16 protein-coding genes and 1 pseudogene are annotated in these 25,220 nt (G+C 56.9%); 7 read left to right on the forward strand and 10 right to left on the reverse strand.

Features of this window, described 5'->3' with window-relative positions; translation table 11 throughout:
* Position 1 precedes the first annotated feature (1 nt).
* Positions 2-562 carry an Ail/Lom family outer membrane beta-barrel protein gene (locus L6R44_RS13970; protein ID WP_237424545.1) on the reverse strand — a complete coding sequence of 187 codons (561 nt, stop codon included), beginning with the start codon at positions 560-562 and terminating at the stop codon, positions 2-4.
* 229 nt (positions 563-791) lie between these two features.
* Between L6R44_RS13970 and L6R44_RS25035 the strand changes: the two are divergent.
* A pseudogene (locus L6R44_RS25035) lies at positions 792-944 on the forward strand (SymE family type I addiction module toxin); the annotation flags it as partial.
* A 409-nt stretch (positions 945-1,353) separates the two neighbouring features.
* Here L6R44_RS25035 and L6R44_RS13975 read toward each other — a convergent pair.
* The 9 genes from L6R44_RS13975 to fdnG all read right to left on the reverse strand — a co-directional run bounded on the left by L6R44_RS13975 (position 1,354) and on the right by fdnG (position 18,733).
* Positions 1,354-1,956 carry a hypothetical protein gene (locus tag L6R44_RS13975; RefSeq protein ID WP_237424546.1) on the reverse strand — a complete coding sequence of 201 codons (603 nt, stop codon included), beginning with the start codon at positions 1,954-1,956 and terminating at the stop codon, positions 1,354-1,356.
* A gap of 46 nt (positions 1,957-2,002) precedes the next feature.
* Positions 2,003-2,236, reverse strand: a complete 234-nt coding sequence (locus L6R44_RS13980; protein WP_032644320.1) for a hypothetical protein — start codon at positions 2,234-2,236, stop codon at positions 2,003-2,005.
* Positions 2,233-10,809, reverse strand: a complete 8,577-nt coding sequence (locus L6R44_RS13985) for a hemagglutinin repeat-containing protein (protein WP_237424547.1) — start codon at positions 10,807-10,809, stop codon at positions 2,233-2,235. Before L6R44_RS13985 ends, L6R44_RS13980 begins: the two co-directional genes overlap by 4 nt.
* Before the next feature lie 19 nt (positions 10,810-10,828).
* On the reverse strand, positions 10,829-11,341 hold the full coding sequence (locus L6R44_RS13990; protein ID WP_237424548.1) for a toxin-activating lysine-acyltransferase: 513 nt from the start codon (positions 11,339-11,341) through the stop codon (positions 10,829-10,831).
* Between the two features lie 2 nt (positions 11,342-11,343).
* Positions 11,344-13,038 carry a ShlB/FhaC/HecB family hemolysin secretion/activation protein gene (locus L6R44_RS13995; protein ID WP_237424549.1) on the reverse strand — a complete coding sequence of 565 codons (1,695 nt, stop codon included), beginning with the start codon at positions 13,036-13,038 and terminating at the stop codon, positions 11,344-11,346.
* A gap of 171 nt (positions 13,039-13,209) precedes the next feature.
* A complete protein-coding gene (gene fdhE / locus L6R44_RS14000) occupies positions 13,210-14,139 on the reverse strand; it encodes a formate dehydrogenase accessory protein FdhE (protein WP_010436850.1) in 930 nt (309 codons plus the stop codon).
* Positions 14,136-14,771: a formate dehydrogenase cytochrome b556 subunit gene (gene fdoI, locus L6R44_RS14005; protein WP_032644324.1), complete on the reverse strand. Its 636-nt coding sequence runs from the start codon at positions 14,769-14,771 to the stop codon at positions 14,136-14,138. The genes fdhE and fdoI overlap by 4 nt, the downstream gene beginning before the upstream one ends.
* The gene (gene fdxH, locus L6R44_RS14010) at positions 14,768-15,670 is read right to left on the reverse strand and encodes a formate dehydrogenase subunit beta (protein WP_008501831.1); all 903 of its coding nucleotides are present in this window, start codon (positions 15,668-15,670) and stop codon (positions 14,768-14,770) included. The genes fdoI and fdxH overlap by 4 nt, the downstream gene beginning before the upstream one ends.
* A 12-nt stretch (positions 15,671-15,682) precedes the next feature.
* Positions 15,683-18,733 carry a formate dehydrogenase-N subunit alpha gene (gene fdnG, locus L6R44_RS14015; RefSeq protein ID WP_237424550.1) on the reverse strand — a complete coding sequence of 1,017 codons (3,051 nt, stop codon included), beginning with the start codon at positions 18,731-18,733 and terminating at the stop codon, positions 15,683-15,685.
* Between the two features lie 371 nt (positions 18,734-19,104).
* Between fdnG and fdhD the strand changes: the two genes are divergently transcribed.
* The 6 genes from fdhD (at position 19,105) to L6R44_RS14045 (ending at position 25,220) form a co-directional block, all read left to right on the forward strand.
* The gene (fdhD, locus tag L6R44_RS14020) at positions 19,105-19,941 is read left to right on the forward strand and encodes a formate dehydrogenase accessory sulfurtransferase FdhD (protein WP_237424551.1); all 837 of its coding nucleotides are present in this window, start codon (positions 19,105-19,107) and stop codon (positions 19,939-19,941) included.
* A gap of 114 nt (positions 19,942-20,055) precedes the next feature.
* Positions 20,056-20,268 carry a DUF1471 domain-containing protein gene (locus tag L6R44_RS14025; RefSeq protein WP_014072382.1) on the forward strand — a complete coding sequence of 71 codons (213 nt, stop codon included), beginning with the start codon at positions 20,056-20,058 and terminating at the stop codon, positions 20,266-20,268.
* Between the two features lie 440 nt (positions 20,269-20,708).
* Positions 20,709-21,425 carry a DUF1120 domain-containing protein gene (locus tag L6R44_RS14030; RefSeq protein WP_237424552.1) on the forward strand — a complete coding sequence of 239 codons (717 nt, stop codon included), beginning with the start codon at positions 20,709-20,711 and terminating at the stop codon, positions 21,423-21,425.
* 62 nt (positions 21,426-21,487) lie between these two features.
* Positions 21,488-22,171 (forward strand): fimbria/pilus chaperone family protein, encoded by a 684-nt coding sequence (locus tag L6R44_RS14035; protein ID WP_237424553.1) that lies wholly within the window; start codon positions 21,488-21,490, stop codon positions 22,169-22,171.
* A gap of 32 nt (positions 22,172-22,203) precedes the next feature.
* Positions 22,204-24,630 (forward strand): fimbrial biogenesis usher protein, encoded by a 2,427-nt coding sequence (locus L6R44_RS14040; protein ID WP_337249846.1) that lies wholly within the window; start codon positions 22,204-22,206, stop codon positions 24,628-24,630.
* Positions 24,621-25,220: a hypothetical protein gene (locus L6R44_RS14045; protein WP_237424554.1), complete on the forward strand. Its 600-nt coding sequence runs from the start codon at positions 24,621-24,623 to the stop codon at positions 25,218-25,220. Before L6R44_RS14040 ends, L6R44_RS14045 begins: the two co-directional genes overlap by 10 nt.

The following is a 25,220-nucleotide window of genomic DNA, read 5'->3' on the forward strand; positions in this document are numbered from 1 at the left end:
ATTAGAAGCGATAGCCAATACCCAAATTAAATCCATTGATGGCGTAGTTGCCATCCAGATCGGCGTTCGTTCCTTCATAGCCGATCGTCACTGAAATATTTTCAACAGGATTAACCATCAGACCTGCACCATAGGCAAAAGAGGTCGAGTTTAAAGAAATGCTGTCATGACCTGTATAATCGAGCGTAGAGTTAATCCAGGTTGTTGACCCGGTGGCCTTAACATAAGAAACACCTGCCAGAGAGTACAGAGAGAGGTAATTATTAATACGGTATGCAGGACCTGCAAGTACTGAATAATATTTCACATCCGCATCGTTTTTAACAAAGTCGTTTACCACATAATACTGGTTGGAACCATCACCCTGCATATAGGTGAAAGAGCCAACAATACTTAACGGTGAGTTAAATTCGTAGCGATACTGCAGGTTTACACCGCTCAGACTATTAAAGTTTTGCACATCCGCGTGAGCATAGCCAAGGGATAACGTTTGTTCATTCGCGAAGACGACGCTGCTTGCAACCGAAGTTGCCAGAATAATAGCCAAAGATATTTTATTCATTTATATATTCCATTTGTATTTTATTAGAGAAGGAATTTTAAATTAGTAGGATAGATAAAAACAGAGTGGAATAGCTTTAGTGCATATAATTAGGAATAAATTTATACCTTCATGGTGGGTGCTCTTTTTCATTTTGAGGAAGAACAGGAAGTATTAATCGTAGCAATAGGTCGAGGGTGCTTGATGGATCGAGGACGTATTCTGATGGAATGGCTAATGTGAGATTTGTGCAATAACGCCGCAGAGCAGTTCAGCCTGTTGTGAGCTTTATTCCCGGATGGATAGAAACTACCTCCCCCTAAACAGGAAGTGGTTGTCGAACGCAGGTTTCGTTGACGGCATGCTGGTCAAAATTCGTGTGATGAAAGATTGCATCTTTATCCGTGCAGTGCGTGCGTCTGTTTCCTTCATCATGCCTTATGCATCCGACTCCTGGCCCAGGATCCCACCAGTGGTAACATATGGGAAATGCAAACATGGTCGAAAACAGTTCTATCAATGTGAGTTGCCCGTATGCTTACCGGGATTCAACTCACTATCGAATATTAAAACGGTACATGATCCAAATACCGATAGTTATTAATACGCCAGTAAATAAACCAATTTTCATACTGAGGTACAATATCTGAACTAATGAGTCATTAAATGAGCCTGTTTTAAAGTATAAAATCATATACTTAGATGCAGTGATGATAAGTGAACATATCGTCATCGCTATAACTAAGATCAAGGCTGTGAGAACCCAGCGCAGCAAGCTTATTTTCATCATTCGCTACCTTTGTTTAGCTCGTCTAAAGACTTAGGAATGCCTTGCCCGGTGCTTTCTGTTGCAAAAGAAGCTGTTGCAGCACCCGCCATTCCTGGTACAGGGGATGGTGGTAAAGGTTTGCTAATCCCCATCCCCATATCAATCCACGAATAATTTTTCCATTTAGGATTAAATACTTGTCCAGAGCAGGTGAAACAATCTTATTATCTATTCCATAATCTACTGCAGAACCCGCAGCCCCCATCAACGGATCATCCCCTTTCAGCCAGTTTGATGTGGCACCGCCTGCCGCATTCCAGCCTACTGTTCCGTAAAAACCAGTGTTTGCTGTAAACGCACCGACATAGCTTGCAATTAGTACATCAGTTGGGTTAACCGTTCCGTTAATGAGATATTGGATGCCTGCATTCGCCGTCCCACCTATCCCTGCAGTCACCGGCATTCCTCCTGGCAAATAAATCAGCCCTGCTGATGCCATTGCGAATGCTACTGCATTGGCTTCGTTCTGCGCTTTCTGACATGCTGCCCCGGATGGATTATCCGCACAGCTCGCCATATCAGTTCCGTGCTGTTGTAACCACGCAACCTGTGCATCCTCACTCCCGGCCATCAGGTTATTTTCCACAACAAACCCAGCTACTAAACTGGGGTTGTTGTCTGTCCCAGCGTAATCAATGCCGCTTCATTGTTCTGGTGTAATAATATACACCTCCAATTCCGCACACTCCGCCAGCGACACAGGCTATTTTTAGATAGTTAACTACGTCTTCTATAGAAAAATTGAAAGGTATTTTGTAAAACAGCCAAAAGAATGCATCAATAGCTGTACCTAAAATCATTAATGTCAAGGCTACGGTCATAAATGTAGCAAGAAAATAATATAGGAAAATGGCAAGAAACTTCATTTAGTCTCGCCTCCATGATTACCTTTCACTTCATCTATCTTGTCATTTATCTTATTGGAAATATATTCACCCCCTGAAGTCCCGCTCGTTGCTCCAGCAACTGAAGGCCATAAGCTTGGTTGAACAGGCTTAGATATTCCCATCCCAATGTCGTCCCAACCTAAGTTTTTCCAAACAGGATTGAAGACTTCATCCATAGCAGGTTCAACAACTTTATTGCCTATGCCATAGGCGACTCCGCCAGTGAGACCACTAACCAACCCCCCTATCCATGGATTTTTGCCGTCAAGATAACTTGTTGTAGCTCCTCCCGCTGCATTTATGGCTATTGTTGCTTCTAGGCCTGTATTTCTAGTCAGTGCTCCCACCCAATATGCTGCCATGGCATTTTTGGGATCAACCGTTCCTGTCATTGAATAATCAACTGCACTGACTACGCCACTACTGATAACTCCAGAAACAACCATCGCCTCAGGGAGCACACCCCCTGACATCACCGTGCCCATGGCAGCCACTGCCATCTGGCAAGACATCGGCGTATTTCCGCTACAGACTTCTTTAATTGCCGCCTGTTGCTCTTCCTGCCATTTCTCTGCCGTTCCCGGTTTGGCTTTATTCGCGGCAGCTAATACATTTGCAAGCGCATTATTCTCAACCACCGTCTTCCCGGACTGCGCTCCCGCAATGGCACTTGCCATACCATCTCCCGCAACGCCACCCGCTATCCCTGCGGCAAGAGTCGCCAGGGCGCTGATGGTCTGCTTTTCACTTTCGCTCAGCGCAGTAAAATCCTTCCCGTACATCTCCAGCGCAATACCACCCGCCAGCTCCCCGGCGGCGGCACCCGCCGCGCCCGCCAGCGCGTCTTTCCCCTGCATCGCGGCCAGCACGGCATTCGCCACCGCGTGGGCGGCGGCTTTTTCCATTCCGTCGTCCAGCCCCGTCCGGTGGCCGATAATCTCCGCCACGTACGGTGCGGCGGCTCCGGCCAGCGCGGCGGTCATGTCGCCACCCGTCAGACCCTGAGCCGCAGCGGTAGCCGCCTGAATGGCGCGCTGCATGTCGCTGCCCGTGCCGTATTCTGCCTGCGCGTCACGGTAGGCCTGAGTGTCTTTCAGCTGGTCGGCGGTCATCTCCGGATGTACCTTACGCGCTTCCTCCAGCGCGTTTATTTCGCCCTGCGTGCGGGCGATATCCGCCACCTGGCTGCCGATTTCCCCGATAAGCTGCGCCTCCTCCATCCTGCGCTGCTCTTTTTCCTTATCGAAGATGGTGTCGATGCTGCCGTTTGCATTCGCCGTGTCGCGGCTTAGGTCCGCCACATCCTGCGTCTGGTTTGCTGCATCACGAACGGTAATGGTTCCTTCCCCGACAGCCGCCCGCGTGGTGCCATCCGCGCTGCCGCTGCTGTCCGCCCCGACCAGCAGGTTGCTCGCCATGTTCCCGGCGAACTGCCCCGCGATGCTGCCGCCGGTGCTGATGCCCGCGCTCTGGTGCTCCACGTCGTATTCGGCGGCGTTGTGGATATCCCGCCAGCCGAGCGTCCCGGTGTCGAGACGGTTGTTATCCGCCGTGGCGGTGGAGGCGATAACCGCGCCGTCGAGCTGCGTGTGGCCGCCCACCGTGATGCCGAACCCGCCGGAGCCCGCGAAGATGCCGCTCTGCTCCTTCACGGAGGCATAGTCGCTGTTCATCCTGTCGCGGCTGTGGTTAACGCTGGCCGAGCCGCTCATGGTGCCGAAGGTGAAGCTGCCGCCCGCGCTGGCGTTCTTCTGGCTGCTGTCGTAGCGGTCGGTGTCCTGCTCGCTGGCGAGGGTCAGGTTGCGCCCGATGTCGGCCACGACGGTTTTCCCGCTGGCCTGCGCCCCGGTGATATTCGCGTCGCGCCCGCTGACGATGCTGAGCGTCTCGCCCGCGTTAACCGTGGTTTCGGTGCGGGTGGTGCCGTTGCCGCGCGCTGTCCCTTTGCCGCCGTTCACGCTGGCGGAGACGGAGATGCCCGCGCCGCCGGAGCCGTAGCCGATACCGACGCCCGCGCTGCTGCCGTGGCTCTCGTTTTTGCCGTCGAGCGTGGAGGTGTTCAGCGCGGAAATCAGGTTCACGTCCCGGCTGGCCTGTAGCCACAGGTCGTTCTGCGCATCTAGCTGGCTGCCGTGAACCAGCAGGTCGCCGTCGGTTGCGACCACGGTGAGGTTATTCCCGGCGGTGAGGCTGCTGCCTTTTGCGGTGGCCTGCGTGCTGGTCTGGGTGGATGTTGACGACTGGCTGCCGTAAGAGAGGCTGATGCCGACGGTGTTGTCGTTGCCCTTCTGGTTGCCGGTGGCCTGGTCGAGCATGACGGACTGCGCGCCCTGTCCGAGGGTCAGCGCGCCTTTCACCGCCTGCAGGGCGGCGAGGCGGTCGTTATCGGTCTCCCTGGCCTGCTTCAGGGTGCTCACGCTGCTGTCGAGCGCACCGCCCGCCGCGCCGGAGAGCGCAAGGGTCAGGCCGGAGGATTTTTGCTCCACGGTGTGGGTCTGCGTGCCGCTCTCCGTGGCGGCGGTGATGCTGACGTTTTTCCCGGCGAGCGTCATGTCCTGCCCGGCAATCAGGTCCGAGCCGTGGACGCTCAGGTCGCTGCCCGCGCTCAGCGTGACGCTGCCGTTCACGGAGCCGATGGTGCTGCCGCGATGGGTGGTGTCCTGCGCGGTGTCGGTGACCTTCAGGCTCTGGCTGCCGTAGCTGACGCCGATGCCGCCCGTGCCGGAGAAGCCGGATTTTTTCTCCTGGCGCTGATGGCTCTCCTGGCTGTGCTCTTCCGCCGTGGTCACGGTCAGGCCGTTGCCCGCCGCCAGCCGGACATCGTTATCGCCCACGATATCGCTGCCCTGTACCCGCAGGTTATTGCCCGCCTGCAGGGTGACGCTGTCGCCGCTGAACAGGGTGCCCTGGGCGGTCTCGCGGTTCACCACATCGTGCGTGGTCACGGTTTTTTTCGACAGCGCGCCGCTGCTGCCGGTGGACTGATGGTGCGACTCAAACGCGCTGCTGTCGGTGGCGGCGGTGACGGAGATGTCGTGCCCCGCGCTGACGCCGAGGCTGTTGCCCGCCTCCACGGTTGCGGCCTGCGCATGCACGTCGCGGCCGGCCATCATCAGGATATCGCCTCCGCTGGCCACCTCGCTGCCTGCCTGCTGCGTGACGGACTGCTTCAGCCAGTTATTTTTATCCCACGTCAGGTTATCGCTGGCGGAGGTGGTGACGGTGGTGAGGGTCAGATCCCGCCCGGCATTAAGCACCGTCTGGCTGTCGCTGCCGCGGTTAACGACCTGCGCGCCGGTCAGGGTGAGATCGCGTCCGGCGTTCAGCACCAGCTTACCGTCATCGCCCTGGACGTAGATCCCCGCCACGCGCTCCACGGTGGTGCGCTCAAAGCTGTTTTTCCCGCTGCTGCGCTGTGCGCTGCGGGTGGTGGTGGTGAGGCTGATGTCGCGCCCGGCGGTGGCCAGTACGGCATGTTTGCTTGAGAGCGTGCCGCCGGTGTTGCTGATGTCCGTGCGGGCGAAGAGGCTGACGTCAGCCCCCCGTATCGTTCCGGCTTTGTTGGTGATGTTGTCGGCGCTGAGCTGCACCGCGTCACGGCCGTGCAGGGTGCCGCTGTTGACCAAGTCGCGGTTCAGGTTCATCACCACGTTCTGGCCGCCCATCAGCGCGCCGGAGCCGTCGATGTCGCCAGGCTGTACGCGAACATACACCTGCGGGACCATCACCGTCTGCCAGCTGCCGTCGGCAAGCTGAACGCGGGTGTTGACCAGCCAGACCATGTCCTCCGTCAGCAGGCTCATCTGTTCAGCGGTGAGCGCTACGCCGGGGACAAGCTGATGCGCCTGCCCGAAAGCAATGCCCGCATCCATCAGCGCCCTGAACTGGGTCTCATCGTCGCGGTAGTCGCCCAGGTAGCGGCCGCCGGTGAGGGCGACGATCTGCTCGCGCACCAGACGCTGTTCGTAATAGCCGTCGCCAAGACGCTTGTGCACGTTATCCGGATCCGTCGTGAACGCATTCTGCATATAATCACTGCCGAGCCACGTCTTGTTGTTGGTGAAGCGTGGATCGGTTTCGATCAGGTAATGCGCGTCCGGATCCGGCAGGGTGTTAAACAGGCTGCTGTCCGGCAGACGGATGTCCGGCCCGGCGGCACGCACCACCACGTCCTGCGCATCGCTGGCGGGCGTTTCAATCCATTTGCCCGGCGCATTGTCGGAGGGCAGGGCAGGGGAATTTGGTGAGGTGGTGTCCACACCTACCGCCAGGCTACCCGTCCCGCTGAGCGTGGCATCCGTTTTGTGGGCGGTGGCGGGCGAAAGGGTCATGCCGCTGCCATCGGCCTGGCTATTGCCTTCCATTTTGCCCGGCGACAGGGTGATCGACTGGATCACCACAGGCGGGGCGTAGTCCGAGGTGCTTTTTCCCTGAGAGTCGCCGCCCTTTCTGGATTTACGGCTGTAGTGCGTGACCGAGCCTGCATCGGTGATCCACCGGCTGCCTTCCGGCATCACGTTATCCACCGAATCGGCGAAGATCCCGAGCGTTCCCCCCGCCACAATCTGGCTTTTATCGTTGAGTACCTGATTTGCCGTAATCAGCATATTGCCGCCGGAGAGGATTTTGCCCGGGTCGCTCTCGGCAATCACCTCTTCTTCAATGGTGCGGGTGTAGGTGTATTCGTAAAAGTTGTCGTTGTTGGCTCCGGTATCGTCCGGGGTGTTGAGGTTTAGCAGGTGGTCGGCCGAGTTGCGGTCGACGAACACGCCGTCAGCATTGGCATCCCAGCGGGTGGGCGATCCCTTTTGCTGGTACTCGTGGATCTGCTCCGTGGAGATGAGCGCCACTTCGGTGCTGAAATGGTCGTTGATGTTGTTGAGCTGGCCGACGGAGAGCGCCATGTCGCCAGCGGACTCAATGGTCGCGCTGTGGTTGTTGAGGGTTTGCGTCTGCCCGATGGCGAAGCCGTCGCCGTCCACGCGGCCGCCGATGGCCATCGCCCCGTCGCTGTAGATCAGCGCATGGTCGCGGTTGTTGATTGTCCGCGCGCCGATGTCCACGCGCTGGCGTCCGGCGAGGGTTGCCGCCGTTCCGTCCTGGGCGAGGTTATTGAGCGTTGTCGCCTGAATCGACAGGTGATCGCCGTAGATGCGGCCGGTGCCCGCGTTCGTCAGGGTTTCGGCACGCAGCCACGTCTGGCTGCCGTCGATAAGACCGTCATTACTGATTCTTGAGGAGACGGTCAGCCAGGTCGCTCCGGCGGCAATCTCGCCGGACGCGGCGTTGAGCAGGCTGGCGGCGCTGAGATCCAGTTTTGCGCCCGCCAGCAGGTTGCCGCTGTTGGTCACGCTGCCTGGCGTGGTGAAGGTCATGCTGCCGTTAGCAATCACATCACCCGCGTTGTTAAAGCTCTGCTGCGTGTGAATCGCCATATCGCCAAGCGAGAGGAGTTGACCGTCTCCGGTTAGCGCGTCGACTTCAAGCGTGACGTTTTCCCCACCAATAACGATACCGTCAGCGTTGAGAAGCCGTAAAGCCGCGCCGCTCAGCGACAGCGCGCCCGCGGCGGACAGCTCACCCTGCGCGTTATCCAGGGTTTCGGCATTGGCGATCGATAACGTATCGCCTGCCCGCGTCGTTCCCTGAGCGTTATCAAACTGCTGGCTGTTGATGTTCACATCCAGCCCTTCAATGCCCTTTTCGTCGGCCTGCGTGTTGCGGTTGATCAGCGAAGCCGCGTTGAGCGTAACCGTTGCGCCGCTGCGTATCAGGCCCAGCGTGTTGTCGATCGCACCCGTTACGGCATTCACCGCCAGTTCACCGAGAGACTGGATCTGCCCGTCCTGGTTATCAAGACGATTGAGGTTGAGGGTCATCTCCTGCTCACCCACCAGACGCCCGCCGGAACGGTTATCCAGCGAGGTTGCCCGCAGCGTGAAATCTCCTTTTGCGCCCAGCGTGCCGTTCTGGTTGTGCAGCGCGGCGGTGGCGAGCTGCATGTCCGCCAGGCTGTAAATCGTCCCCTCACGGTTATCCAGCTGGAAGCCGTGGGTATCAAGGACAAGCCCGTCTCCCTGAATAACCCCCTGACGGTTGTCGGTATCGCTGCGCGTGGCAAGCGTCAGCGTATCCAGGGCATACAGCGTCCCGGCGATGTTGCTCAAGCGCGCGGCGTCCAGCGTCGCCCGTTTTTTGGCGAGCAGTACGCCCGCATCATTTTGCAGATCGGTCGTGGTTAGGGTCAGGTTTCCCTGGCTAACGATGCCGCCCGTGTCCCCGCTGTTGCGGTTGCTGATACCTTGAGCGGCCAGCGTGAGATCCCCTCCGCTCTGGAGCAGCCCGCTGCTGTCGTTGTCCAGACGCTGTGCCGTGACGGCAAGCGTGCCCTGGGCGGCAATCATCCCTTTCTGGTTGGCGATCCGGGTGGCGTCTATCCGCACGTCTTCATCGGATACCAGCGTACCTTGCGTATTCTCCAGCGACCCGGCACGAAGATTCAGCGCGCCTGCGGCGCTCAAGGTACCGCTGCGGTTGTCCACGTCCGTGGCCGTTACGACGGCTTCTTTCGCGCTGGCCAGCATGCCGAGCTGGTTGCTGATGCTGCCGGCGTTAACGTTCAGGGTGCCAAGGCTGACGATGCCGCCGGTCGTCAAAGTATTGTCGTTTGACAGGCGGTTCCCGTGGGTGTCGACGATCGTATCCGCCCCGGACTGAATTAATCCTTCGTCGTTATTCAACCCGACGCTGTCGAGCGTCAGGGTATCGCGGGCAACAATTGTCCCGCCGACGTTAGTCAGCGCGTTGCGGCTGGTCAGCCCGATGCGGCCGTATTCCGCGCTGATAAAGCCGCTGCTGTTGTCCAGAGTGCTGGCGCTCACGCTGATGCTGCCTGCCGCAGCCAGTTCGCCCTCGCGGTTGTCCGTCAGGCCAGCCGTGTCGATCGTCAGGGCGCTGTCGGCATCGGCGGCAACGATCTGGCCTTTACGGTTATCCAGCGACGCGGCGTCGACGTTGACCGTGGCGTTGGCGGCAATCATGCCTTCACGGTTATCGATGCCGTCCTGATGGTTCAAAGTCAGCCCCCGCGTGCCGCTCTGGCTTATCTGGCCTTTCTGGTTGTTCAGGCGTTTTGCCGCGAACGTGAGCCGGTCGGCGGCGAGCAGGCCGCTGCTGTTATCCAGCGTGCCGCCTGTCGTGACGCTGAGGGCGTCATTCGCGATGACTTGCGCACCGGCGGTGCTGAGGTTGCCTTGTCCGGCGTGAAGGGTAATGGCGCTGGCCTGCGTTATGCTGCCTGATGCATCCAGCCCCTGACCCGTGGCCCTGATGTTGCCACCCGCCACATTCAGGCCATGCATCTCAAGTTTACCGCTGGCGGTAAGCGTCAGATCGCCGTCGCTTCCCGTGGTGCCATCGGGCTGCACGCCTGCGGCCAGCGTGCCGGTGCTGGCAATCGTTTTGCCCGTCAGGCTGACGTTGCGCCGTGCTGCGAGAGAGCCGCTGTTGTGTACGGCGTCGGTGGCAGAAAGGGCCACGTCAGCGGAAGACCAGATTGCGCCGCTGTTTTCAATACGCCCGTCGGCGGAGAGGGTGACCGTCCCGGCTTCCGCGCCGATATTGCCCGCGTTGCGCACGCCGACGCCTTTTTCCGTCCCGATCAGGCGGATTTTTCCGGCGTACATGCCGCCGACCTGCGAAACGTCCAGCGCCATGACGGGTTTTGCCGCACCGTTATCCGCGAGGGCGGTCACCTTTTCATGCGCCGCATCCACCGCGTTGCGCCCGGTAGTGACGCGTAAATCCTGCGCGTGAATCGCCGCATTCACCTGAACCGCACGGGCGATGATATCGGTATGCGCCTGCCCGGAGGCGTCCAGCCCGTTGCCGTTCACGGTAATCTCACCGCGATCCACCTGATAGCCGGTTATCCGGCCATCCTGCATCTGCGCGCTGCCGGTCGTCAGCGTGGCGCGCCCGGCGTTGATAAAGCCGCAGCCGTCGCAGGTGATGCCCGACGGGCTGGCAATGACCACGTCGGCCTTCTGTCCGGCCACCTCAATGTAGCCGTTAAGCTGGCTCGGGTTGCGCGCGTTCACCTCGTTGAGGATGACCTTCGCCTCGCCTTTTGCCAGCCACGGGTTGGCGGCCACCATCCCGCCGAGTTCGGTTGAGGTATTTTTATGGGAGTTGTTGAGGATGGCCCCGCCCCGGCCCACGTCGAACTGGCTGTAGGTGTTGCGGGACACGCCGCCTGCCGACGGGGTCTGAATATTCACCTGCGCCGTGCCGTTAGCTGTGCTGATGACGGTCGGCTGCTGCTTACCGGACGCGGAGGCGTCCGCCACAATCCCGGCGGCCTGCACCGTGACCGCGCCAGAAGCCAGCCACAGCGCAAGGCTGAGCGCCCCGATGCGGCAGACAAGGCGCTGAAGCGCCTGCCCGATCCCGGAGGAAGGCGACCCGCCGGAACAGCCGCGCGCCAGTTCGGAGACGACCATCAGCATGCCGCGGGCCTTATTAAAGACGATACGGTACAGACGTTTATTCATGGTGAAATCCTTTTTATTTTTATCCGTGCAGCGGGTGCGCGTGTTTCCAGTTCAGCAGCGCTTCGCGCGTGACCTGCCTGCCATAAAACGTTTTGATACGACGGCCTTTCTCATTGCCGCGATGCCAGAGAAAGCGCGCGACGTGGTGCGGAAAAATCTCCGCGCGTACCAGGCGAAACAGGGCTTCCGCGTGCCCAAATGGCGCGATAAAGTCGCGAAACCACATCCGATCGCCGCTACACCAGTCTTCTTCCGGCAGGAGAACCGTCTCCTGGGTGAGATAGCGGCGTTCGGCGGCTTCGCTCATCCATGCCCAGCTCAGAAAAAAGATCGGGCGTCCTTTCTCCTCTACCAGCACGTACTGCTGGCGTTTAATGATGGGCAGGAGCACCACGGGCAGGGCGTGCAGCGGCGCGTCACGGTGGTTAAGGGAATGCATCCAGAGCCAGACCGACGCGCCCAGCACTTCGGCTTCACTCAGCGCGACGTTCTGGAGCAGCGGACAATGAACCGTCAAATCGCCATAGCGCATACTCAGAAATCCATGTTGAGGTTGAAGCCGAAGGTTGCCGGGCTGGTTTTAAAGCCGTCCGGGCGGGAGAACGGCACGCCCGCGAAGGCGTCGTAACCCACTTTCCAGAGCGCACCGCGCAGGCCCGCCGCGCCACCGGCCAGGTGGTTACCCGTCAGGTACTCCGTGCCGTTGCCCGCGACCTCGCCGTAGTCGGCAGCCAGATAGAACTCGGTACCGGCAAGCGGGGTCTGCCAGGAGAGATCGTTTCGAACCAGCCAGCCGCGATCGGCGTTTAGCGTGCGTTCGCCGTCAAAGCCGCGCACCGTCCAGCGCCCGCCGATGGCGAACTGATCCTGTGACGTGAGCGGGGTGTTGCTGGTCTGACGCTGCCAGGCCACGTCGTAACGAAAGCGCTGTGCGCTGAGTGCAAACGGCAGGCTCAGGCGTGCGTTGGTGCGAAGAATTCGGCCCAGCGCCGTGGCTTCATCGAACGTCTCTTCGGGGGCTGGCTGGGCGCCAAACCATCGCGTGCCGCGCTGATAGCTGATGCCTGCATCAAGCGTGGCGGGGCCGATATAGTGGCGATGCTGAAGCCCGGCCTTCCAGGAGGAGACGTGGCGGCGCTGAACTTCCACTTCCGTGTCGTTGATGTAGTTTTTCGTTGTCCGGCTCTCCACGTCCCAGGTGAACGTGGTTTTTTGTGCGCTGCTGCGATGCAGAACCCGACTGGCCTGCGCCACCAGACTCTGGCTTTTGCCGCTGTAACGAATGTCGCCGTTTAGCCCCGCCACGGTCTGGTGGTAGTGGTAATCGCTGCCGGTAACGGAAAAGGCCCACCAGCCCACGGGAACTGACCAGTGGGCGCTGAGGTTTTGGTTGCCTTTTTCCGGCCCGGTTTGCAGATCATGGTTAATGGAAAACCAGAAGAGATCGCTCAGCGCCAGCGGGTTATCCAGCGACAGCGTTAGCCCACCCTGATAGCGGCCCGTTGACGACGAGCCAGAATCATCAAGCGACAGGCCAAGCCGCCAGAATTTGCTCTGCTGGCGGGTAATCACGATATCGCTCTCACCCGGCTGTTCAGCCGGAACGATATCCATCTCAACCTGGACGGTGGGCAGGCGCTGGAGGTTCTCCAGACCCTGCTCGATATCCCGCAGGTCCAGCAGGTTACCGTCATGTGCCGGAAAGGCGCTGTAAAGCCATAACCCGCGGCTGCTGTTATCGGTCAACGTGACGTGGCGGATTTTCCCTGGGATAACGGCCAGCGCTAAATGGCCGCTTTTTAAATCCTGAGCGGGAGCCAGCACGCGGGCGGTGGTCCAGCCGTGGGCGATCAGCCGGTTTTGCAGCAGGCTCATGATGCGGTTGATACCCTTAGCGCCCAGGCATTTGCCCACGGCCTGATTCGCCATGCGCTGCAGCGGCACCCAGTGCGGGAGGGCGTCCTGTCCCGTCAGCGTGACGTCGTGGATTGTAAAGCAGGGCGTTTCGGGGGCAAATTCGCCGCTTTCGTGACTGGCTGCCGGAGATTGCAGCCGGACGTCAGGCGCCTGGGGCGTCAGTTGGGTTTCCAGCGCCTGCTGACGCTGCTGTTGCAGGATAAACGGCTCATCACCCGGCGCGGCAAGGGCACCCGATGAAAGGCTGAGAACAGCACAGACAAAAAAGCCGGTGCGCTTCGTTGCTACCGGTAGAAATTCCCTTTCCAACATTTTCCCTTACAAAATGTAATGTTTTCTTGCAGGGGATCGTGACGAAGTCACCGCGAGTTTTCTACGCGTGGCGGCTAAATAAAATCTGAAAGTGGGGTGAAGTACGGAAGCGGACTAAAGCAGATATGACTGGCCGGGCAGGCTTGCGCCGCCCGGCACGGTTACGGGAGATTACTCCCCTTCACCCGGGAACAGGAACGGGTTGATCGAGCTGCGGGCAAAGCCCTCCTGCTCCATTTTGGCATCCAGAATCAGCGAGGCGAGATCGTCGGCCACCGCTTCAACTTTGGGGTCTTTTTCCTGATACAGAATCTTCAGGTAGGTCCCACAGTCGCCGCAGCTTTCGGCTTTCACTGCCGCTTCTTCATTTTCCAGCGACCAGTAGTTGAGATCGCGGGTCTGCTCGCAGTTGCTGCACTTAATGCGCACCACGTGCCACTCGGTTTCACACAGGTTGCAGTGCAGGTAGCGCAGCCCCTGCGTGGTGCCAATCTGCACCATGCTTGAGACCGGCATGGAGCCGCAGACCGGGCAGAACTGGCGCGCCTCGCCGTACTCGGCGCGGGCTTTGCCGGGGATCAGGCTGGCCATCTGCGCCCAGTAGAGCGACAGTGCCGCCCAGATAAACGGCGCCTTATCGCTGCTGACCAGCGAGAAGTCGGAGGCAAACAGCGCGCTCGCCATTTCTTCCAGCTCCAGGTCAGAGGCTTTTTCCAGATTTTCGATCACCGCCAGCGCGGTGCCGCTCATCTCCGGCTTCAGCTCGGCAATCAGCGAATGCAGCAGCTTTTGCCAGTGCTTGTCGCGCGGCAGGACGTGAATGTCCAGCGGCGGCTTGCCCTGCGCGTTGGCTTCTTTGATGCGCGCGGTCAGATCCATTTGCAGCGGGTGGTCGTACAGCACCACTTCCTGCGCGTGGGCAACCAGCGCGGCAAAACGCAGAAAATCGCCCAGCGGGTTGTTCTCTGCCAGCTCGCGCAGACGCTCTGCGCGGCGGTTATAGAGGTTCTTGAGTCTGGGGAATAACAACGGCGGAATATAATCCGCCGTGCGTTTCTCGCTCGACCCCAGCTCATCTTGCGGGATTATGCGAATACTCATTCAGTTTTCTTTTCCGTTGTCTTTCGGACTTCACGGTACCAGCGCGGGTGATGTTTCTTCGCCCACGTGCTGGTGACCCATCCTTCCACCATCGCGGTAATGGTGCCTTTCACCCAAAGGGCGGCGTAAATATGCACCATGATAACCACAATTAACGCCACTGCGGCAAATGAATGCAGCATCAGCGCGAATCGGATCACCGGGATTGAGAAAGCAGGCGCAAAGTACGGACGCCAGATGATCACGCCGCTCACCAGCAACAGGACCAGGAAGATAATCGCCGCCCAGAATACGCATTTCTGGCCGAAGTTATAACGCCCGGTGTCACCCACTTCCTCGTTGACGACGATCTTACGAATATTCTTCGCCCAAAAGATATCATCCCGATTGATTAGGTTATGGTGCCAGTAGCGGAAAAACATGATGATGAACGACGCGAACATGATGACGCCCACAAACGGGTGCAGGATACGCGCCAGCTGTGGTGTCCCCATGATCTGCATCAGCCAGTTGAAGGACGGGAAGAAGAACCCCAGCCCGCTTATCGCCGCCAGCATGAAGCAGAAGGCGGTGACCCAGTGGTTGATGCGTTCCGGCGCGGTGTAGCGCACGATGGTGTCACGTTTTCTCATTTGCGCACCTCGTCTTTCTCTTCATGCAGGTTGTCGTCTTCCTCTTCCGCGCGGTTCGGACCGACGCCGACGTAGTGGAAGATGCTCGCTGCAAAGGTCGCAGCAAAGCCCACCGCGGCCAGCGGTTTCCAGATGCCTTTCCAGAACTTCACGGTGGCGCTGATTTCCGGGTTCTCCGGCAGGCCGTGATACAGGTTCGGCTTGTCGGCGTGGTGCAGCACGTACATCACGTGCGTACCGCCCACCCCGGCCGGATCGTACAGGCCCGCGTTGTCGTAACCACGGGTTTTCAGCTCGCCCACTCGCTCTGCCGCCAGCGTTTTCATATCCTCTTTGGAACCAAAGTGGATAGCGCCGGTTGGGCAGGTCTTCACGCATGCAGGCTCCTGGCCGACGGTTACGCGGTCCACGCACAGGGTGCATTTGTAGACGCGGTTGTCTTCCGGGTTCAGGCGCGGTACGTCGAACGGACAGCCCGCGATGCAGTAGCCGCAGCCGATGCACTGCTCGGACTGGAAGTCGACGATGCCGTTGGCATACTGAATGATAGCCCCTTCTGACGGACATGCCTTCAGGCAGCCCGGATCCGCGCAGTGCATACAGCCATCTTTGCGGATAAGCCATTCCAGCTTGTCGTTCTGCTCCACTTCCGAGAAACGCATCACCGTCCAGGACTTGGCGGTCAGGTCCGCCGGGTTGTCGTACACCCCGACGTTGTGACCCACTTCGTCACGCAGATCGTTCCACTCCGAGCAGGCCACCTGACAGGCTTTACAGCCGATGCAGGTGGTCACGTCGATAAGCTTCGCCACTTCCTGCTGGTGGTCCCGCGCCTGAGGCGCGGGCGTGAAACCGTTAGTCGCGGAACGACGGATAATGTCTTGAGATTGATAAGCCATAGGTCGTCTCCGTTACACCTTTTCCACGTTCACGAGGAAGGCCTTAAACTCCGGCGTCTGCGTGTTCGCATCGCCGACGAACGGCGTCAGGGTGTTCGCAATGAACCCTTTCTTCGCCACGCCCTCATAACCCCAGTGAATTGGGATGCCGATGGTATCCACCTGCTGACCGTGAACGTTCAGCGTGCGAATACGCTTGGTCACCACCGCCTTGGCCTTAATGTAGCCGCGGTTAGAGGAGACCTTCACGGTATCGCCGTGGGCGATGCCGAGCTTGTTCGCCAGCTTCTCGCCGATCTCCACAAACTGTTCCGGCTGCGCGATGGCGTTAAGCAGCGCGTGCTTGGTCCAGTAGTGGAAGTGCTCGGTCAGACGGTAGGTGGTGCCCACGTACGGGAACTTGTCCTTTTTACCCAGCGCTTCAAAGTCGCCCTTGAAGATACGGGCTGCCGGGTTAGAGACCACGTTCGGGTGCAGCGGGTTAGTGCCCAGCGGCGTCTCAAACGGCTCGTAGTGTTCCGGGAACGGCCCTTCTGCCATCTTATCAATGGCAAACAGGCGTCCCATCCCTTCAGGCTGCATGATAAACGGCCCGACGTCGCTGCCCGGTGCGGCAGTGCTGTAGTCCGGAATATCCACGCCGCCCCATTTCGCGCCGTCCCACTTCAGCAGCTGACGCTTCGGATCCCACGGGTTGCCCTGCGGGTCAGCGGAGGCACGGTTATAGAGAATGCGGCGGTTGAGCGGCCACGCCCACGCCCAGCCCAGCGTATTGCCGAGGCCCGACGGATCGGCGTTGTCGCGGTTGGCCATCTGGTTGCCTTTCGGCGTCCAGCTACCGGCAAAGATCCAGCAGCCGCTTGACGTAGTACCGTCATCGCGCAGGTGCGCGAAGGTGCTGAGCTGATCGCCTTTCTTCGCCAGCACGGTGCCGGTGGCCGGGTCGATAACGTCCGCCAGCGCCTTACCGTTGCTCTCCATCGCCACTTCTTCCGGCGCAGGGTTTTCCGGCGTCGAGTAGTTCCAGGTCATGTTCAGCACCGGTTCCGGGTTCGCGCCGCCTTCAGCCGCGTACATCTTACGCAGGCGCAAGAAGATACCGGCCAGGATCTCGCCGTCGTTCATGGCGATGCCCGGGGCGTCCGCGCCTTTCCAGTGCCACTGCAGCCAGCGTCCGGAGTTGACGATAGACCCGTTCTCTTCCGCGAAGCAGGTGGACGGCAGACGGAACACTTCGGTCTGAATCTTCGACGGATCGACGTCGTTCGATTCGCCGTGGTTCTGCCAGAAGGTTGAGGTCTCGGTATTGAGCGGGTCAATCGTCACCAGGAACTTCAGCTTCGACAGAGACTCAACAACCTTGTTCTTGTTCGGGAACGAGGCCACCGGGTTAAAGCCCTGGCAGATATAGCCGTTGACCTGGCCCTGATGCATCATCTCGAAGTACTGAAGCACGTCGTAGCCTTTGTCCCACTTCGGCAGCCAGTCAAAGCCCCAGCTGTTTTCCGCCGTCGCTTTGTCGCCGAAGAAGGCTTTCATCATCGAGACGAAGAACTTCGGATAGTTGCCCCAGTAGTTCACCTGGCCTTCCAGCAGCGGTTTAGGCGTGCTGGCCGTGAGGTAGGTTTGCAGGTCGGTCTGCTTCTCGCTTGGCAGGGTCATATAGCCCGGCAGGCTTTGCGACAGCAGGCCGAGGTCGGTCAGGCCCTGAATGTTGGAGTGACCGCGCAGGGCGTTCACGCCGCCGCCTGCCATGCCCATGTTCCCGAGCAGGAGCTGAACCATCGCCATGGTACGGATGTTCTGCGCGCCGATGGAGTGTTGCGTCCAGCCGAGGGCGTACAGGAACGACGCGGTTTTATCCTTCGCGCTGGTTTCGGCGATCAGCTCGCACACCTTCAGGAAGTCCGCCTTCGGCGTACCGCAGATGTTTTCGACTACCTCCGGCGTGTAGCGGGAAACGTGCTCTTTCAGCAGGTTCCACACGCAGCGCGGGTGTTGCAGGGTGGTGTCGCGCTTCGCAAAGCCTTTCTCATCCAGCTCGTAGTTCCAGCTGGTTTTGTCGTATTTGCGTTTTTCGGCGTCGTAACCGCTGAACAGGCCATCTTCGAAGTGGTAATCCTCACGTACGATCAGGCTGGCGTTGGTATAGGCTTCGGTGTATTCGCGGTTATATTTTTCGTTGGTCATCAGGTACAGCAATACGCCTGACAGGAAAGTGATGTCAGTACCTGAACGAATAGGGGTGTAGAAATCCGCCACTGACGCCGTACGCGTGAAGCGGGGATCGATCACAATCAGTTTCGCACCGTTGTGGATTTTGGCTTCCATCGCCCAGCGGAACCCGACAGGGTGTGCTTCAGCGGCGTTACCGCCCATCACCACAATAAGGTTGGCGTTCTTGATGTCGACCCAGTGGTTGGTCATCGCACCGCGACCAAATGTTGGAGCAAGACTTGCTACCGTTGGTCCGTGTCAGACACGCGCCTGGTTGTCGACCGCGAGCATACCGAGCGCGCGCGTAAATTTCTGGGTTAAATAGCCGGTTTCGTTGCTGGAGGCAGAAGCACACAGCATCCCGGTGGAGAGCCAGCGGTTGACCGTCACGCCGTCGGCGTTCTTCTCAACAAAGTTGGCATCGCGATCTTCTTTGATGTGTTTTGCGATGCGGTCGAACGCCTCTTCCCAGCTGATTTGCTGCCATTTGTCGGAGCCAGGCGCGCGATATTCCGGGAATTTGAGGCGGCTTTCGGAGTGGATAAAGTCCACCAGACCGGCCCCTTTCGGGCACAGCGCGCCGCGGTTGACCGGGTGATCCGGGTCGCCTTCGATATGGAAAATAGACGCTTTGGCGTTTTTAGCACCGTCGCCGAGGCTATACATCAACAGCCCGCAACCGACAGAGCAGTACGTACAGGTATTACGGGTTTCACGGGTGCGCAGCAGTTTATACTGCCGCGTTTCCGCCAGCGCTACGCCGGGGGCAAAGCCCAGCGCCGCTGCCGTGGTGCCTGCCATACCGCCAGCGCAGATCTTAAAGAACTGCCTTCTGCTGACCTGCATGGGTCACTCCTTGTTTCGACATTGCTTACATATGTAGTTTTGACTTCGCGGTTGAGAATTGACCGCAAAGGAAAAAATTTGCGTTAATCCCTCATTTCTCCGAGGGATATCATCAGAATACCACAATGTCGGTACACCTGTTCTAATGGCGTTAATACAAAGTGAACGTATTATCACCATGTTGATTATAAAGTGTGATACAGATCACGATATTGCTCCTGAATGTTAAAGCCGTGTAGCGCTGGCCGGGTTGCACCCCTTCTGAATGAGTAGGAGAATGATTGTCGAAAAGTTGATCCATACTATGCGTAAGGCCTGTCGTTTATGCTGCAATAGCAGGCTCACCTCCGTGGTTGTTCAGGAATACCGCTGTGTCTAAACAAAACCGTGCTACCCATTCGTCACCGCTGCCTGCAGGCATTGTGGAACTGTCGGTGCGCAGACCGCCCCACATTACCCACGCCACGCCCGATTTGCTGGCGGAAGAAGTGCCCGTTGCGCTTGTTTACAACGGTATTTCGCACGTGGTGATGATGGCTTCACCGAAGGATCTCGAGCTGTTCGCCATTGGGTTTTCCCTGTCGGAAGGCATCATTGCGCATCCGCAGGAGATCTACGGTATGGACGTGGTGCAGGCGTGCAACGGTCTTGAAGTGCAAATTGAACTCTCCAGCCGTCGTTTTATGGGGCTGAAAGAGCGCCGCCGCGCGCTGGCCGGGCGCACCGGCTGCGGCGTCTGCGGCGTTGAGCAGCTCAATGACATCGGCAAACCCGTTGCGCCACTGCCCTTTACCCAGACCTTTAATCTGGCAAACCTCGACCCTGCGCTTGAGCATCTCAACGACGTGCAGCCCATCGGCCAGCTGAGCGGCTGCACGCACGCGGCGGCGTGGATATTGCCGTCGGGAGAGATTGCCGGTGGGCACGAAGACGTGGGCCGCCACGTGGCGCTGGATAAGCTGCTCGGTCGCCGGGCGCGAGAAAGCGAGCTCTGGCAACAGGGCGCGGCGCTCGTTTCCAGCCGGGCCAGCTATGAGATGGTGCAAAAATCGGCCATGTGCGGCGTGGAAATTTTATTCGCAGTGTCGGCGGCGACCACGCTGGCGGTGGAGGTCGCGGAGCGCTGCAACCTGACGCTGGTGGGCTTCTGCAAGCCGGGAAGGGCGACAATTTATACCCATCCACAGCGATTAATAGTTAATCAGTAATTTTGAATGATAATAGCAAATCCTTCCGCTTTTAGTTGTCCACGATGAGGCCTAGTATTTATCTCATCAAGGCACGGTGCCTTACCTAAACAACTTAACGAAAGGGTTTAAATCATGAAAAGCATCAAAACTTTTGTCGCTGTTATCGCTCTGGCTACTTCTTTCGGTTCTTTTGCTGCGCAGACCGTAACCGCAACCGCCTCTACCATTGATGGCGCAGAAGCGAAAATCGCGGCGCAGGCTCAGGAAGCTGGTGCATCATCCTACAAAATTACCCAGGCGTTCTCCGGTAACCGCGTACACATGACCGCTGAACTGAATAAATAAGTCGTTTAGCCGCTGTCCCTTGCTCTTCGGAGCGGGGACAGGTTTCCTTTCTGCTGTTCCTTCTCCGAATTTCCCGCATATCATCTTGTATATTCCTGACTAACGAAACTGTAAACGTTTCTCCTCTTTAGTCTATTTTGTTTGAAATTTAGCAATTCTATACACAAGTTAAATACAAGGTCAGACCAGTCTTCAGCATATATCATTAAAATGAATGTGTTGTGCCATTTTTGTTATCTGATACCGGTTTTATATGCGGTTTTAATATGATTGATCTTACGTTTTAAGGAATTCCTCAAGCGTAAATCCTAAAAGGATTTTGAAATATTGATCAGTGTTATCTGAGGTGCTACCTTCCACCAAACAAACTGTTGTAATAAGTCCTGACCAGATATTCATTATCTGGTTTGTTTTGTTTTTCACCTATATAAGGAAATAAAATGAACGCGATGTTTAAAAAAGGGTTGCTGGCCTCCGTGCTGGCTGTAACAGCGTCTTCTGCAATGGCGGCATCGAGTGTTGATATTAAGGTTACGGGTAAAATTGTGCCAGCCTCCTGTACGCCGGCATTCACTTCCGGTACGGGTATCGCTGATTTCGGTACCATTAAAGTTGCATCATTGAATGATACTACGTGGACGCCCCTGTCGGATGTGAAAACCATCCCAATTACGATTACCTGCGAAGAAGCCACCCGTGTGGGTGTGACCTTCAACGATGCGCATTCTGATTCCGCGCCAACGGCAACCCTGCCGGTACCTTATTCTGACACTGATTTTGCTTATACTACGGCATATACATCAGGACTGGGTATGTATAACAGCAAGAAGATTGGCGCTTACTCAATGGGAATTAAGAAGGATGCGGGTACCTTAACAAATGATGAGGGTGATAATCTTTACCCAATTTTTACGAGAGATGCAAGTGACGTTTCAGGTTGGGGCACTAAAGCCGGGGCACATTATTTGCAAGTTGTAACGGATAAAAGTGAGACGTATTCCTTTACCGATGTCTCAGGCGGCAATGCACCTGTTGCACAGAAACAGGTTAATTTTATTGTCGGTATCATGGCGCAGATCAGCCCAACCAACGATCTTAATATTACCGATGAAGCGACGCTGGATGGTTTAACCAACGTTGAGCTGGTTTATCTGTAATTGTGTTATAGAAAATACTCCACGTAAGTGGAGTGTTATTTCAATATTAATGGATTAATATTATGCTGCTGTTAAATAGAACGCTGATCTGCGCTGGTATGCTCGCCTCGTTTAATATCCTGGCTGCCGGAATGGTGCCAGAAACGTCGCTGTTAATTGTGAATGAAGACGAGCAGGGCGCCAGCATGGACGTCAAAAACACGGACGGTGACGCACAGCTTCTGTATACCAAATTGATTGATTTACCCGATGATCCTAAACCCGGCCTGATTGTTACGCAGCCCGTAGTCCGTGTGGATGCGGGCAAAACCCAGCGCGTGCGCTTTGTGCTGAAAAGCAGCGCTGAACCGCTGAAGGTGGAACATTTTAAGCGCGTTATTTTTACCGCCATTCCTCAGCGTGAGAAAAATAAAGTCAAAGTGAGCTTTAGTCAGAACCTGCCCGTTATTATCCGTCCAGCCGGACTGGCGGTTAATCTGGAGCCGTGGAAGGATCTGACCTGGAATATCAGTAATGGGAACATCATTGTCGAGAACAAAACGCCTTACGTTGTCCGCATGGAGCAAAAAGCAAAGTTAATACCATCGGGTGTTTTTGTTCAGTTCCCAAAAACCTATATATTACCGGGCGAAAAAATGACGGCCAGCAGTAAAGGAAAAGTCGCGTCGTCTGAGAAGAAAATTGAAATATATCCTGCAACACGCTATGGCTATAAAGCGCAGAGTTATACCGTTGAGCTGAAATAACAACCGTAAATTTAACAATACATGGAGTGGTTATGTTAAAGGTTTCCTGTAAAAAGGGAATGCTGGCATTTTGCCTTACGGTGCTGGCTTTCAGTATTCGAGCAGAAATAAATCCTTCCGCGAATGAATCGATAGATTTGGCAAGGGCGATATTTGATACCGATGCATTAAAAAATCAGGGCCTTGATCCAAATATTGCTGATTACTACTCCATGGCTCCTCGTTTTGCTCCCGGCTACCATAACGTCACCGTCAATATTAACGGCAAGCAGCGTTCCCTTATGCCGGTAAAATTTGATGAAGAGGGTGTGCCCTGTATTGATAACGAGTTTTTGGAAAATGCGGGTTTGCTTAAAAAAACCAGGCGAGGCACCTGTCCTAAAATTCATGAATACTGGTCTGGCTCGACGATTCAGTCGTCCCCGGATATTGAAGAAATATCGATTGTCGTTCCACCGGAAGCGTTAGATCCTAATTTTGGGCGTCAATATGCGGATGTGCGTGGCGGGCGTGCGGCAATGCTGAATTACTCCATGTTCGGTACCCATAATCAATATGACGATGAAAAAGCAGATCGTTTTCAGTCAACTTTTGAACTGGGCTTTAATGCCGGGGACTGGATTGTCCGTAGCACACAATTCATCAGCGACGGTAGCGATCAAAGTTTTGATGTTGAATCACTTTATACCTACGCCCAGCGCACCTTTACCGATTACGGCGTGATGGTTCAAAGCGGCCAGATTAACGTGGCCAGCAGCCGCTTCAGTATTCCGTCTCTCTACGGGATACAGATGATGCCGGATAACGCACTTCAGTCTGAAGCGGGGACCGGTGTGGAAGTCACCGGTATCGCCCGCACCCCGCAGGCGCGCGTGGATATCCGCCAGGGCGGACAGTTGATTTATTCTACGCTGGTACCTGCCGGGCCGTTTAATCTTGACGACGTGCCGCTGGTTAGCCTCAATACCGACCTGAACGTGACGGTGACCGAGACTGACGGGAGTGAAAACCGCTTTACCATTGCGGCGAGCACCTTCCGCAGCAACCACGTAGGCCGCGCGCCGGGCTTTACGATGGCGGTAGGACGCGTTGAAGACGATATGGATTCGCGCTTTGAAAATCCGTGGGTTGTCTCCGCCAACAACGGCTGGTCCATCAACAAGCGCATGAACTTCCTCGCCGGTATGGTGATGGCGGATAACCACTATTACGGGTTCTCCGGAAACGTGGATACCGTACCGATGCAGAACCTGTATGCCTCACTCGGTTTTCTGGCGTCGATAGACAATCAGTCGCAAACGGACGGTAACAAAACCACGCTCGACCTGGGATATTCATTGCCGTGGGGCATCGGCCTTTCGATGGGCGGCAGCTACGGCACGCCGGATTACCGCGAAATGACGGAGCTTTACGGTGATGACGACGATATGTCGCAAACCAAGTATGACGCCAGTGTGGGTATTAGCTGGTCCAACACTACGCTCGGACGCTTTTCCCTTAGCTATTATCGCAATGAGAGCTGGAACAGCGAGTACGATAGCCGTCGCTTCATTTCATCGTGGTCGAAAAGCTTTAAATACTTCAACGTGAGCGTGAACTGGGAATCTGACGTCAGCCGCCGCGACGAAAGCGATAACGATCAATTTTACGTGAACATCTCAGTGCCGCTCGGCCGTACTGGCGTTAACACCAGCTCCTGGTATCGTGAAAGTGAAGGTAAAAGCTCCTACGGGACACGCGCGATGGGATCGTTCAACGAGGCGAACCAGTATATGGTTGGCGTATCTCAGGATCATAACGATGACACCACCAGTTGGGACACCTCGCTGAGCAGCAATTTGCATTATACCAGCCTGGCGCTGGCGGCTGGCGGTGACAATGACAGCAACAGCAACTACTCCGCGGCGCTGAGCGGTGGGATTGTGGCGCACAGCGATGGTGTGACCTTCTCGCCTTACCGCGTGGCCGATACCTATGCCATCGCCAGACTCGATAAACCGGTAGCAGGCATTGAGATTGCCACAACGCGTGGCCCGGTATGGACGGATAAATGGGGCCAGGCGGTGATCCCTTCGCTGTCACCGTTCCGCGAGAGCACCATCGAGATCAACACGGAAAGTCTGCCGGGCAATCTGGATGTCAGAAATGGCAGAACGGCAATTAAGGCTTCTCACGGTGCGGTCGCGAAGTGGGAGTTTGCGACGTTAAGCCAGCGCCGAGTGCTGCTTTCTATCATCCGCGCGGACGGTACGCCGCTGCCGGAAGGCGTGTCAATCGTCGATGGAGCGGGTGAGTATGTGACGACCGCGCCTGAGGATGGGGTGATCTTCCTCAACGATATCTCTGCCAACCAGCAGCTCTACGCGAAGGTCGATGGGGGACGCTGCAGGCTGACGTATACCCTGCCGGAGGCTGAACCCAATAAATTTTATGAAGAGGTGACAGGGAAATGTCTCTAAAAAACGTTCATAAGTACGTGATGACGATCGCGTTGCTCTGCGGGGCATCGGGTATGTCAGCGATGGCGCAGGCCGATGACGGCGGATGCGAAATGATGTCCGCGGTAAAAACGGTCGACTATGGTCGCTACCGCAAAGAGGACATGCGCAAGGGGAGCGCTGAGCATGTGGGCAAAGTCTATAACGGTTATGCCTCGGTCACGCGGGAATTCCAGGTGTCGGTGATGTGCCCGGAGGCGCGTAAAATGCGTATCTTCATCACCGGTGCTGCCCGTGAGAATCTGGCCTATCGGTTTACGGATAGCGGAGCGATGAAGGTCGAATTTAAGGATGGTCGGGTAGACGGGAGTGTGGTGCAACTGGCCGCTGTCGATATTGGGTCGGCCGTCGTTCAGGGCGGGGCCGCACAGGTCACGCTGCCGCCAGAAAAAGCGCTGGCTGCCGTTAACGGTTCGGAAGTGACGGGAGAACAGTTCACAGCAACGATGATGGTAACGACCTACCTTTCAGGCAAAGCGTTTAGCGTAACCAACACCACGGATTTTAACGAGACGTTGACGCTAAACGTTGACGCTCTTCCTGCGCAATAA

Origin of the sequence: Enterobacter cloacae complex sp. ECC445 (genome assembly GCF_021892025.1) — a bacterium.
In the GTDB taxonomy this organism is placed as follows: domain Bacteria; phylum Pseudomonadota; class Gammaproteobacteria; order Enterobacterales; family Enterobacteriaceae; genus Enterobacter; species Enterobacter chengduensis.

Excerpts from the sequence above, each read along its gene's own strand:
- L6R44_RS13980 (WP_032644320.1), bottom strand. The coding sequence starts at position 2,236 with ATGAAGTTTCTTGCCATTTTCCTATATTATTTTCTTGCTACATTTATG.
- L6R44_RS14030 (WP_237424552.1), top strand. The coding sequence starts at position 20,709 with ATGAACGCGATGTTTAAAAAAGGGTTGCTGGCCTCCGTGCTGGCTGTA.
- L6R44_RS13990 (WP_237424548.1), bottom strand. The coding sequence starts at position 11,341 with ATGCGCTATGGCGATTTGACGGTTCATTGTCCGCTGCTCCAGAACGTC.
- L6R44_RS14045 (WP_237424554.1), top strand. The coding sequence starts at position 24,621 with ATGTCTCTAAAAAACGTTCATAAGTACGTGATGACGATCGCGTTGCTC.
- L6R44_RS14035 (WP_237424553.1), top strand. The coding sequence starts at position 21,488 with ATGCTGCTGTTAAATAGAACGCTGATCTGCGCTGGTATGCTCGCCTCG.
- fdoI (WP_032644324.1), bottom strand. The coding sequence starts at position 14,771 with ATGAGAAAACGTGACACCATCGTGCGCTACACCGCGCCGGAACGCATC.
- L6R44_RS14025 (WP_014072382.1), top strand. The coding sequence starts at position 20,056 with ATGAAAAGCATCAAAACTTTTGTCGCTGTTATCGCTCTGGCTACTTCT.
- L6R44_RS14040 (WP_337249846.1), top strand. The coding sequence starts at position 22,204 with ATGTTAAAGGTTTCCTGTAAAAAGGGAATGCTGGCATTTTGCCTTACG.
- L6R44_RS13985 (WP_237424547.1), bottom strand. The coding sequence starts at position 10,809 with ATGAATAAACGTCTGTACCGTATCGTCTTTAATAAGGCCCGCGGCATG.
- L6R44_RS13970 (WP_237424545.1), bottom strand. The coding sequence starts at position 562 with ATGAATAAAATATCTTTGGCTATTATTCTGGCAACTTCGGTTGCAAGC.
- fdhE (WP_010436850.1), bottom strand. The coding sequence starts at position 14,139 with ATGAGTATTCGCATAATCCCGCAAGATGAGCTGGGGTCGAGCGAGAAA.
- L6R44_RS13995 (WP_237424549.1), bottom strand. The coding sequence starts at position 13,038 with ATGTTGGAAAGGGAATTTCTACCGGTAGCAACGAAGCGCACCGGCTTT.
- fdxH (WP_008501831.1), bottom strand. The coding sequence starts at position 15,670 with ATGGCTTATCAATCTCAAGACATTATCCGTCGTTCCGCGACTAACGGT.